At 26.5% G+C, this 11,783-nt stretch carries 10 protein-coding genes; 2 read left to right on the forward strand and 8 right to left on the reverse strand.

The annotated features are described in order from the left end of the window. Positions 1-323: 323 nt before the first annotated feature. Both MBCUT_RS08720 and MBCUT_RS08725 read right to left on the reverse strand, forming a co-directional pair. Positions 324-1,772 (reverse strand): RtcB family protein, encoded by a 1,449-nt coding sequence (locus MBCUT_RS08720; RefSeq protein ID WP_067260295.1) that lies wholly within the window; start codon positions 1,770-1,772, stop codon positions 324-326. Positions 1,773-2,179: 407 nt separating this feature from the next. Beyond that, the gene (locus tag MBCUT_RS08725) at positions 2,180-2,650 is read right to left on the reverse strand and encodes an archease (RefSeq protein ID WP_067260296.1); all 471 of its coding nucleotides are present in this window, start codon (positions 2,648-2,650) and stop codon (positions 2,180-2,182) included. 175 nt (positions 2,651-2,825) lie between these two features. Here MBCUT_RS08725 and MBCUT_RS10610 point away from each other — a divergent pair, with 175 nt between their 5' ends. Beyond that, positions 2,826-3,026 carry a hypothetical protein gene (locus tag MBCUT_RS10610; RefSeq protein ID WP_084270783.1) on the forward strand — a complete coding sequence of 67 codons (201 nt, stop codon included), beginning with the start codon at positions 2,826-2,828 and terminating at the stop codon, positions 3,024-3,026. 432 nt (positions 3,027-3,458) lie between these two features. On the opposite strand, the gene MBCUT_RS08730 is transcribed toward MBCUT_RS10610, so the two are convergent. Continuing rightward, positions 3,459-4,577 (reverse strand): ORC1-type DNA replication protein, encoded by a 1,119-nt coding sequence (locus tag MBCUT_RS08730; protein ID WP_067260297.1) that lies wholly within the window; start codon positions 4,575-4,577, stop codon positions 3,459-3,461. 134 nt (positions 4,578-4,711) lie between these two features. Continuing rightward, on the reverse strand, positions 4,712-5,458 hold the full coding sequence (locus MBCUT_RS08735; RefSeq protein ID WP_067260298.1) for a 6-hydroxymethylpterin diphosphokinase MptE-like protein: 747 nt from the start codon (positions 5,456-5,458) through the stop codon (positions 4,712-4,714). 328 nt (positions 5,459-5,786) lie between these two features. On the opposite strand from MBCUT_RS08735, the gene MBCUT_RS08740 reads away from it, so the two are divergent. Next, on the forward strand, positions 5,787-6,701 hold the full coding sequence (locus MBCUT_RS08740) for an Rpn family recombination-promoting nuclease/putative transposase (protein ID WP_169805432.1): 915 nt from the start codon (positions 5,787-5,789) through the stop codon (positions 6,699-6,701). Positions 6,702-7,226: 525 nt separating this feature from the next. Here the strand turns inward: MBCUT_RS08740 and MBCUT_RS08745 are convergent. The 4 genes from MBCUT_RS08745 to MBCUT_RS08760 all read right to left on the reverse strand — a co-directional run bounded on the left by MBCUT_RS08745 (position 7,227) and on the right by MBCUT_RS08760 (position 11,327). Then, a complete protein-coding gene (locus tag MBCUT_RS08745) occupies positions 7,227-7,709 on the reverse strand; it encodes a hypothetical protein (RefSeq protein WP_067260300.1) in 483 nt (160 codons plus the stop codon). A 318-nt stretch (positions 7,710-8,027) separates the two neighbouring features. Beyond that, positions 8,028-8,756: a hypothetical protein gene (locus MBCUT_RS08750; protein ID WP_067260301.1), complete on the reverse strand. Its 729-nt coding sequence runs from the start codon at positions 8,754-8,756 to the stop codon at positions 8,028-8,030. A 514-nt stretch (positions 8,757-9,270) separates the two neighbouring features. After that, positions 9,271-10,215, reverse strand: coding sequence for a hypothetical protein (locus tag MBCUT_RS08755; protein ID WP_067260302.1), 945 nt, complete (start codon positions 10,213-10,215; stop codon positions 9,271-9,273). Positions 10,216-10,292: 77 nt separating this feature from the next. Further along, entirely contained in the window at positions 10,293-11,327 is a 1,035-nt protein-coding gene (locus tag MBCUT_RS08760) for a transglutaminase-like domain-containing protein (RefSeq protein ID WP_067260303.1), read from the reverse strand. Positions 11,328-11,783: the final 456 nt, after the last annotated feature.

The following is an 11,783-nucleotide window of genomic DNA, read 5'->3' on the forward strand; positions in this document are numbered from 1 at the left end:
AAATACCACAACAAATCCCAACATAACATAAGAAACCAATTGATAAAAAAAGAACAAAACAAAAGAACAAAACAAAAAACACATAAAAAAATAAAAATACAAAAACACTTTACGAACTACTGATTATAATATAAATTAATTATATTGATAATATTCAAAAATACTAATGAAATTTAGAATATTCAAAAATATTAATAATGTTAAGAATATGAAAAATATTAATTAATATCACTAATATTCAAAATATTAAGAATATGAAGAATATAGAATATCTAGAATATGAAAAAGTTCTGTAATTAAGAACCATCAAAATACAAATAGTGCTAACCTTTAGTAACAGCTAATGGAGTAACTCTAGCTACAAGTTTAGCTATTCCTGTGTTATCTGAAGTTCGAACAACTTCATCCACATTTTTATAAGCACCCGGGGCTTCTTCAGCCAAAACTGGCATTGAATTAGCTTTGACAAGTATTCCTTTATCTTCAAGGCTTTTCTTAATTTCTTTACTGTTGTATATTTTTTTAGCACCAGTTCTACTGAGTTTTCTGCCTGCACCATGAGCAGTAGATCCAAAAGTTTCTTCCATAGCTATTTCTGTTCCATGAAGAATGTATGAAGAAGTACCCATAGTTCCAGGAATAAGTACAGGTTGTCCAATTCCCCTATATTCAGAAGGAACTTCAACTCTTCCTGGGCCAAAAGCACGAGTAGCTCCTTTTCTATGAACAACAAGCTCGGTTTTTCTTCCTTTTATTTCATGAACTTCTTTTTTTGCAATGTTATGAGCCACATCATAAATGACACTCATTCCCATATCTTCAGCATCTCTTTTGAATATTTTTTCAAAAGTTTCTCTAACCCAATGAACCATCATTTGCCTATTAGCCCAGGCATAATTAGCAGCTGCGGCCATAGCTCGGAAATAATCTTGAGCTTCATCAGAATCAACAGGAGCACAAGCTAATTGCCTATCTGGAATATTAACATGATGACGTTTGTAAGCTTTATCCATAGTGCGCAAATAATCAGAACATACTTGATGTCCACAGCCTCTTGAACCACTATGAACCATTATAGTAATAGTTCCAGGATCAAGATTGAAAGTTTTAGCTACTTCCTCATTGAATATCTCATCAATTTTTTGAACTTCTAAAAAATGATTTCCAGAGCCAAGAGAGCCAAGTTGAGGTATTCCTCTTTTTTTAGCCTTATCACTAACCTTGTTTGAATCTGCATCTAACATCCGTCCATTTTCTTCCAAAAACATTAGATCTTCTTCCCATCCATACTCATTTTCAACAGCCCATTCTGCTCCAAAATCAAGAACATTATTGATTTCATCATCTTTAAGGCGGATTTTCCCTTTACTTCCAACTCCAGATGGTATATTTATAAATAGCTGATCTAAAATTTCTTTCATCCTTGGTTTTATATCTTCTTCTGTAAGGTTAGTTCTAATCATTCTTACCCCACAGTTAATATCAAAACCAACGCCACCAGGGCTTACTACCCCAGTACGCCAACTAAATGCTCCAACTCCCCCAATTGGAAATCCATATCCAAAATGGATATCAGGAAGACCAATAGAAAACTTCTGAATACCTGGTAAGCATGCCACATTAGCTATTTGCTCAATAGCTCCATTTTCCAGGTTATTCAATGCTTCTCTCTCGAGATAAAGTCTTCCAGGGACCCTCATTTCCTTTTTATAACTACTTGGAATCTCCCAAACGTTTTCACGAACTTCAGTAATGTTATCTTTTATTCCCATAAAAATCAACTGTTATTAATGTAAATAAATATCATAATGATTATAATCAATGAAATAGTAGATAATATAATCTTTAAAATTAATTATCTTATTTTTATTAATTTGATTTATTATTCTCGTTATTAAATATGTCATAAGGATTATTAAAATTTGTCATTATCTCATAATTTTTCAATATTACAATTTTACAAATTATAAATTATAAATTATAAATAAAAATTATAAAATAAAGAATACTGATATTTGCTTATATGGAATTAAATATGATGAAAAACTATATGATGAAAAATTATGGTTTATTAAGATTATTTCTATTAAAAAAGAATATCCTAATGATGAAAATATATATTCAAAGGTTAAAAAGTGTTAAATTTATAAATAAAATCGCAAATTATCTATATTATAATTTACAAATCCAAAATAACTCTAACTTTAGATATATCACTAGTCACAACTTTCATCATGTGAAAAGTAATAGCTTTAACTTCAGAACCTTTTTCATGAATATTCCAATCAATATTATCCCCAATAGCTTTTGCTTTGAGTAGATAAATATTTTGTTCTTGGAGTTCATCTTTTTTTATAGTTATTTCAAATTTTGAGAAGAACAAGAGTTCAATTTCATGAAGAAATAATAGCTCTTCTAAAAAATCATACAATAATGAAACTAAATCCTCAGATTCTATATAAATTTCTCTAGATATGTTTTCAGAGACTTGTTTTGTGTTAGTCATAACATTAAACATAGCTAATGCTGCATTTTCATAAGCTTCTTCTAAAGTCTTTCCATAAGCCCAATATCCAATATCTGCTGTAACATCAAAAAATTCATATTTTTTATTGATATTTTTTTGATTTTCAGAAATTTCGCCCTTCATGTTTAACACAACTTACAAATATATCTATTTTAGTTTATTAAAGCATTCCTACTAGAAATTATGGATAAATAGCTATTTCAAAGAAGTTTTGATATGGAAAATATTACTTTTCAAATGCTCTCTTTCTCTTTCTTTATATGTATTTTTCAACTCATTATAGTATGTGAGTGATAATATGGTAAAAAATGTAAATCAACATTTAAGAAATAACTTAAGAAACGACTTAAGAAAAAGAAATAATGTCTCTGATATATTTTTCTTTAATAGACTCAGCATTCAATCTTGCATGGTGATACTCTGTGTTTTCACAGTATTACTTTTAAGTGTACTCTCAGTAGCTAGTACTCCTAATCCTAGTATTTTATTTGGTATATAATTCTAAAATTATTATATAATCAGAAAAATATACTACCAAACCTCCATTAGCTATTAACCATAGTGCAATTCCAGAGATAAATCATGCAAGCTTTTTTTCTAGGTTTAAAACATACAATAGATACCGGACTTGATGATAAATTTAACTTTTAATTTGTTGGTAAAAATATAAAAATAATTTACAATCAAAATAATCTGTAAATAACTATTGGTAAAAATATAAAAATAATTTACAATTAAAATAACCTGTAAATAAGATATTGGAGTTGGATTAATAATTAGAACCCTTCATAAATGAACTATCAGTTTTATTCATATAAAATACATATAATTATTGATAAATACACAATATTGTATAGTATTAAGGATATTAAAATATACTCAATCATCCATCATGTTAATATTTTTACAAAATATTAAATTAGGTTGATAGTTATAAAATACACTTATTCACATCTTCAGGATCAAATCTCAATATAATTTGTCTTGAATTTCCTCTAACCCCTTTTCCTGTGAATTTTGTATCTATCAATCTCAAAAATTCTAATTTTTCTAAAGTTCTGTTGAATGTAGCATAACTAACCTCTTCATCTTCTAAAAAGAGCTCAGATAGCTCTCCTGCATTTAAAATCTTTTTATTGCTAGCAATTATTTTTAATAAAGCTATTTCCGTGTCATTTAATGATTTTACAGCCTCAAATAAATTAATAGAAAGATTTTTATCCATAGCCTCATCTAAATGCTTTTTTTCTACTGATTTTGATGCATTGGCTTCAGCTATGTTTCCACATACCCGAAGCAAATCTATCCCAACTCTTAAATCTCCACTATCCAGAGTATAATCAGTTATATCCTCTATTATATCCTCACTAATAACTCCCTCATAAAACCCAGCTCTTGCTCTATCAGTTAAAATATTAAGAATTTCGGATCTAGTATAAGGTTGAAAAACAATTTCATGAGGAATGAAAACTGTGTTTACATTCTTATCTAAAGCAAATCTAAATTCAAAATCAGAAAGAATCGCAAACAAACCTGTTTTGACACCAACATATTCTTCATAAGCTCTTAAAATATCATAAAATATCTTATTAGCATGTTGATTTTGGAACAAGTAGTCAACATCATCAAAAGCTACAAGAAGAGCCTTATTTTCATCAGACAAGTATTTCATTATCTTTTGATAGATTCTAGAAAAAGGAACTCCTGTTTCAGGAGGTTGATGACCAAATATCTTTTTATGTATTTGAGAAAAGATTCCAAAACGAGTTGTATGCAATTGACAATTAATATAACAACAAAATATTTTATCAGAAGTATTTTCAACCATCTCAAAAACTTTTCTAATAGCTGTTGTTTTTCCTGTTGCACACGCCCCTAAAACAACGGAATTAACAGGCCTACCATCTTTTAAAGCAGGTCTAATCGACATTGCCATAGCTTCCATCTGTGAATCTCTGAAATTGTAGTTTTCAGGCATATAGTCTGGATTAAAAGCATTGATATTTTTGAATATTGTTTCATCGTGAAGTAAGATATCTTCAATTCCCATATGTTATTATTTGTTTAAAGTCATATAAAAAACTATATTTTTCTATGATTTCTAATTTGTTACTAACAAATATGAAAAAGATATTGGATAAAATAAAAATTTAATAAATTATTATTAGATTAAAAAAACAAGATTCAAGAACTTAGATTAATAATTTCAGCATTTTCATTGTTGGATATCCAATCAATCAGTTTTTCAGCATATTTTAACTTTTTTTGCTTTATTTCATCTGCTTTAGCTATTTTTGAAGTAATGTTTGGTCGTGAATAGCTAGTTGTCATATCTCCAAAATCCATTCCAGCTAAAATAATTTTTTTAGCACCTAATTCAATAGCTAAAAAAACAGCCCTATCACCATCAGTAAAACCACCCAAATTATAAAGATTACCATGAGGAAAAGACTGAGTAGTACCTAAAACCTTTTTAAATCTTCTTGCATATTTATTTATCTCTTCTAAATTATTACCATGTGCATGAAGAACAAAAAAAGATCCTTTTTCATTTGCAGATAATAAATCTTCTAATTTCCCATCCAAATCCGTGACTACTATATCTGGAACTAAATCTTCTTCTAAAAGAGCAGTTGTAGCTCCATCAGCAGCTATTGAAATATAATTTTCAATATCAAATTCTTCTTGAATACATTTTATATTCTCCTTTAAAGAAGGTCCTGCTCCAAAAACTACAAATAGCTGATTTTGATTAAGTTCTTTGTGATTATTAAGACTATTTACATAATCTAAAAATTCATCAAAAGAATATGCTCCAGTATCTTCCAAACTTTCATTTAAATATCTAGCTGATTTTTCATCATCATCTTTAGAAAAATTAAAATCATTCAAAATTCTGTTATACCATTTATTCCATGTTTCAAATTTCATTAGTTATGATTTGTATATTATATAAAATAAGCTTATTTAAAATATATGGGACTGTCAAAATGTTAGTTGGTAAGAAAAATTTCTCTTCTAAAAATCAAGTATTTGTAAATTCAAGCTTAAAATTCAATTTTAAAAATTGTATCAACTAACAAATTGACAGTCCCTGTAATTTTTATTTATGTAAGTATGATAGCTATTTTTATTTTGGTGTTAATTTTTTAATCTTAGTTGTTAATTTTTTGATTAAATCAATTTAATGTATTGAAATCAATATTTATCTTGAAATTACTCTTGGATTTATATATTATGAATGTTAATAGCTATTTTTATGAGAGAATTGGATCCTTTAAATGATTTTGCTTTTTTAAAGTGTATGGGTGAAAACGGTGATGAGGAGCAGTTATTATCATTTATAAACGCAATACTTGAAAACAGAAATAAAATAATAATAGAAAACAGGATACAAAACATTTCTATGGCAGAAATATTAGATAATGTGGATATTAATGAGAATACTAAGTTATCTGCAGAGAAACTAAAAGATAAGTATTGTATACTTGATATAAGATCAAAAACAGATAATAAAGAGATAATTATAGAAGCACAAAGACAGAATACTGGTGAGATGATAAAAAGATCACTTTTCTATGCATGTAATATCTACAGACGCCTTATAAAAGAAGGGCAGAACTACCAAAAACTACCAGAAGTAATAGCTATCAACCTAATAGACTACAAAATGAAAAATAATGACAACATACACACATTCTATCGATTAATAGACATACCATCAATAAAAACCTGTACTCCTAAGTTTTTAGAAGGCATAGAAATACACTTCATAAGCATGCAAAACTTTAAAAAGATAAAGAACAAAAATATTAACAACTTTCTACACCAATGGTTAATATACTTTGATAAAAACACAACCCCCAAATTATTAAACAAGGTGATAAAAATGAACAAAACCATAGGAAAAACACAAAAAAAACTAGACCTCATATCCATGAATGATGAAGACTACAGAATGTATGAAATGCGAGAAATGGCACACTACGACGAAATAACCCTCAAACACACAGCAACACAAAAAGGAATAGAAATAGGAAGAAAAGAAGGAATGGAGAAAGGAATTGAAAAGGAAAAAATTGAAATTGCAAATAATATGAAAAAAGCAAATCTTCCACTAAAAGAAATAAACAAATTCACAAAACTCCCTATAGAAAAAATAGAGAAACTATAAATCTTCCATTAAAATATAAAAAAAGATTCTTAATATTTTTATAAAAATTACATTTTAAATATCATGATTAGCCTATAGAACTATTTTTTCCATTTAAAATTATTCATCGACTACGGTTATCAAATATCTTATCAATATGTTAATTTTTTTACTACTTTTATGCATATAAGTTTCAAAATATGATTTACTAAAAACTGTGTGTTCTTATTTTATTTCTGTAAAAATGATTTCTACTTCCCCTCATTATCACAAAGCTAATTATATCAGTAGATCAAATAATTACCAACAATCCATTTTTATATAATTATATGTCTATCTAACAGGCAATATAAAGCTTTTAAAAGGATTTACATTCATAATAACCACTAAAACAAACTATACTCTCCCTCCCAACTTATAAATAAATATATAAAACTGTTTTTAACTTAAAAAATGGATTACAGTGAAAATAAAAAAAATGAAAATAAAAAAAATAATTAAAAAGCGTTGTTAATATATTAGTAACTACAGCTTATTTAAAAAAAATTATAGAGGCATGTATGCTGCTTTTTTAACAATATACGGGGTTTTTTTAGAACCATACAAGATATCTAAATTGTTATTAAGCCTGTTATCATCTTTATAAAGATAAAGACTAATATAACCTAAATGAATATAACCTGTAGAAGGATCTATCTGGCCTCCCTTCTTAGAATTAAAAGCATTCATAACCTTTGCAGGTATTAAAATCTTAACAGATTTACCTTTTTTCAATGATTTCACAGTATATTTTTTGTTTTCATACTTAAATTTACGATAACTATAAACTGATATTTTAGTAGCAGGCATTGTCTTTTTGCCAACATTTTTAACAACAACATAAACACCTTTACTGGTTTTTTTACTAAATTTCAATTCAAGATCCTTATTTAGAACTTTAGCTGAGCTTACAGCACCAACAGATAAAATCATAGCTGATGCAAAAAACACAATAGCCAAAATAGCTATTAATTTCCTATTATTTATCATGATAATTTCTCCTCATTTTTTTATAAATAGATTTATTAAACAAATTTTTAATTTTCTCTGTACTATTTCTATTATCGGCAGTATGTGTTGTAGCACACACTATTAATCGCGTAAAATACAATTAAAAGGCAATTAATACTAAAATAAATAGTAATAAATGCTTTTTATAATTATTTAGTTTATCACGCACTTTTTTAACGCCTCAATTAAATTTTTAATATTAAATTTTTTAATTTTATAAAACAATACACAGTATTAATTTTTATGAATATTATTTTCTAAATATCATTATTAGCCTATAGAACTATTTTTTCCCATTTAAAATAATCCATCAACAACATTTATCAAAGATTTCGTCAGTCTATTGATTTTTTTATTACTTTGATATGTATAAGTTTCAAAAATGATAGTTTTTACACCAAATCTTACTAAAGGGTTTGTGATATATTTTGGACTTGTTTGTGATGATGGATATGAATAATGAAGACCTTTAATCTTTCTAATAATTTTTATAGCTATTTTTTTAGATTTAACACTGTTTAATGGAGCAAATAAGAAATTCTTCTTCCCATAACCAGCAGATACACTTCCCACATTAGCATGAACATCAATGAGTAGGTTGTACTTAGACCTCTTAGCATGAGGGAGTATGAATTTATTAGCTAATAATTGCCCATTCATTCTGCCAGCACCATAGTTCTTAGGATTTCTTGTAACAACCACTTTGTAGACATAGTAAGAATATTTTAATTTACCATTCTTGGCTAATAGGTTTTTATAAAAACTTTTATGCACTGCATTTTCAAGAGGGTGGATTCCAATAATATAAGCTACTTTGACTTTAGAATTTTTGTTCCCTAGTTTAATTAACTGCACATAGCCCTTATTATTTTTACCTAATAATTTTTTATCAAAAACTAGGGATTTTTTATCAACTGCATTTACTGTACCCATAATACTAATAGCTAATAACATAGCTATTAAGCTAATTAAAATTAATGCTAAATATCTCTTTTTGCCATTGCTATTTTTATTTTCATTAAACATTAGATTCTCCAGTTCATTACTATTATTTAGTAAAAACTATGTGTTCTTATTTTATTTCTGTAAAAATGATTTCCACATCCTCTCACTATCAGGAAGTTAATTATGCCCTTAGAGTAAATTATTACCAACGATTCTTTTTTATATAATTATGTGTCTGTTTAAAAGGCCATATAAATCTTTTGAAAGGCTTTACATTCATAATTACCACTAAAACAAACTATATCCCCCCCCCCCCAATTATAAATAAATATATGAAACTGTTTTTAACTTAAAAAATGAATTAAAATAAAAATAAAACAAAAAAAATTAAAGTCCTTAGTACTAAAAAGATGAAGCTAAAAATGTTTTAAAAGTTAATAGCCATATCATAGAGTTCTTAATAGAAATCCAAGAAAAATAGAAAAATTCGAGAATATTAAATGAATATACAATAAGTCAAATTCTTAAAAAAGAATAAAAAATAGCTAAATGTTTAATCACTGGATACTTCTTTTATTTTGCATTTAACGACTTTTTAAAGAGTTATTAGTCCAAGATAAGTCATCAATGGAACAATTTTAAGTGCAGAAGATTTTATAAATTTTGATAGGAAATAGATATTATCCTTTTTATTACTAGTAGATCTTCCAACATAATTTCCATTATCATTTCCAGCGAAAACTTTTAGATGAGTTTTATTATTTACATTAGAAACCCTATAAATAACAATATTCCTCCGATTATCTCCATAAGGATCTTTAGCAAGTAAAACAAGGGTAATTTTTTCAGAATTTAAGAGTTTTTTAGAGGATAGTTTTCCTTTTTTAAAGTATTTAGGACTGTTAGGAATAATTACATATTCCCCATAATTTAATTTAAATGAATATTTCTTATTAAACCCATAAAAATTAGAAATAGCTTTAACATGACCAGAAGGAGATTTAATTAGAAAATGGCCAATTCCCAATTTTTTAACAGTTTTATAAGCTTTAGAAAATCCAACTTGAGTGATTTTACCTTTTGTTACCATGTTAGTTCCTATTTTCTCAAGGTATTTAACTAAATTAACCTTATCTGCACCACCAACTGAAACAAACCAACCATCTTTAAAAACTATTGTATGTGGGAAATAACCATTCTTTGTTTTATATTCTTTAACTGCTAATTTATTTTTGTATCTTACTTTTTTAATATGTAAGTTAGCTGCATAACTTGAATCTCTCCTATATCCATAAACAAAATCAGTTTTATTAATTTGTACTACAACAGCAGAACAACCATCTTCTAATTCTGCATTCTTATTAGAATTTGAAGTTTTATTTAAATCAGCAGCACTAACACTATTTATCATGCAAAAACTTAAAAAAATAGCTAAAATAGCTAAAATAACTATTGAGCTAATTGAGGTTGAGAACCAATGATCTTCCCCCCCCCTCATTCTATTATTTTTATTAAAACTTAATTTACTTAAAATTTTCATTTAATCACTATCTATTTAGAAAAATACATTTAATCACTATCTATTTAGAATAAATACATTTAATCAATCTATCAATTCTACCAAGGAGTTTCAGAATAAACACTTATACGATGATATGTATTCTGATTCCAATTTACAACTCCACCAAAACGATTATTCTCACCACTAATATCTACAGGAATCCATTTATTATTTACAAGTACTTGAAGCCAGATATGACCTAACCAACCACTTTTTCTAAAATCAGATCTACTATGAATATATCTTGTAGGTAATCCAACTGACCTTGAAAGTGCTGCATAGGCATGAGACATGTCCACACAATTACCTTTTCCTATTTTAATAGTTTTTCCACCACCATATCTTGTATTATAATAGTAAGAATATTTGATATTAGTAATAGTCCAATTAAAAATAGCTTCAGCTTTTTCATACTTAGTTTTCTTACCTTTTGTTATTTTCTTTGCAAGATTTTTAATATATGTACTTTTACTGGGAGTCCATGATGTAGATTTCAAATATTTAGATAAGTCAGTTTTTTTATAGTTATTGTACAATTTTAAAGTTTTTCCATTGTTATTAATGGCATCCTGTTTATCTAGATTAATGTAAACTGTTTTAGGAAGGTGATTATATTTAGTTATTGCTAAAATTTTGCTAAACATGAAAAAAAGAGTTTCATATTTAATTTTTTTCTTTGATTGTGATTTATAATAGCTTGGAACTTTATTATACTTATCTACATAATTTAAAACATATTTAGCTATTTTATAATAACTTTTTGTTTGATATTTACCTTTAATAGAATCTCCTTTTACATTTTTAGAACTTTTAATCCCCACTTTAATTTCAAAATCCGAATTATTCTTATTATATTTATAAACAACAGTTTTAGACATTAAATAAAAAAAACTCCTTGATGAAACATTTTTATCCATTACCATTACAGTTTTAGGAACATGATTATGCTTATCCAGATGATTATAAACAATTTTAGAGTTTTTAATAACTGTATTTTGAGAAACAGTGTCGTTATCGGTAGTATTTATTGTTGCATTTACACTACTTATCATGCTAAAACTTAAAAAAATAGCTATTAAAACAAATAACAATATGAATCCTTTATTTCCATTATTTTTATTAAAATACGTCCTAATTTTATCAACCCATATAAATCATGACCAATAATTCATCTTTATGTTTTATATGATTATACATCTATTTAAAATAGCATATAAAGCTTTTGAAAGGATTTACATTCATAATTACCATTAAAACAAATTATATGCCCCAGCCCCCAATTATAAATAAATATATAAAACTGTTCTTATCTTAGAAAATGAATTAGGGTAAAAATAAAATAAAAAAATTAAAATATGCTAAAGCTTGAAAGTATATGAAACTGTTCTTATCTTAGAAAATGAATTAGGGTAAAAATAAAGGCTCTGTAGAAATCATATTTTGATTTTTATGTTAAATGTTTTTGTGTGACGATATATGTTATAGCATAGATTTTTTAACTTAGTTTCTTTATTTCTTAGTCGGTCACTTCTACTTTGATTTTTATC

Source organism: Methanobrevibacter cuticularis (assembly GCF_001639285.1).
GTDB classification, from domain to species: Archaea; Methanobacteriota; Methanobacteria; order Methanobacteriales; family Methanobacteriaceae; genus Methanobaculum; species Methanobaculum cuticulare.

What these genes read in the sequence shown, in the direction of transcription:
- MBCUT_RS08720 (WP_067260295.1), bottom strand. Translation starts at nt 1,772, where the DNA reads ATGGGAATAAAAGATAACATTACTGAAGTTCGTGAAAACGTTTGGGAG.
- MBCUT_RS10610 (WP_084270783.1), top strand. Translation starts at nt 2,826, where the DNA reads ATGGTAAAAAATGTAAATCAACATTTAAGAAATAACTTAAGAAACGAC.
- MBCUT_RS08730 (WP_067260297.1), bottom strand. Translation starts at nt 4,577, where the DNA reads ATGGGAATTGAAGATATCTTACTTCACGATGAAACAATATTCAAAAAT.
- MBCUT_RS08740 (WP_169805432.1), top strand. Translation starts at nt 5,787, where the DNA reads ATGAGAGAATTGGATCCTTTAAATGATTTTGCTTTTTTAAAGTGTATG.
- MBCUT_RS08755 (WP_067260302.1), bottom strand. Translation starts at nt 10,215, where the DNA reads ATGAAAATTTTAAGTAAATTAAGTTTTAATAAAAATAATAGAATGAGG.
- MBCUT_RS08745 (WP_067260300.1), bottom strand. Translation starts at nt 7,709, where the DNA reads ATGATAAATAATAGGAAATTAATAGCTATTTTGGCTATTGTGTTTTTT.
- MBCUT_RS08735 (WP_067260298.1), bottom strand. Translation starts at nt 5,458, where the DNA reads ATGAAATTTGAAACATGGAATAAATGGTATAACAGAATTTTGAATGAT.
- MBCUT_RS08750 (WP_067260301.1), bottom strand. Translation starts at nt 8,756, where the DNA reads ATGTTTAATGAAAATAAAAATAGCAATGGCAAAAAGAGATATTTAGCA.
- MBCUT_RS08725 (WP_067260296.1), bottom strand. Translation starts at nt 2,650, where the DNA reads ATGAAGGGCGAAATTTCTGAAAATCAAAAAAATATCAATAAAAAATAT.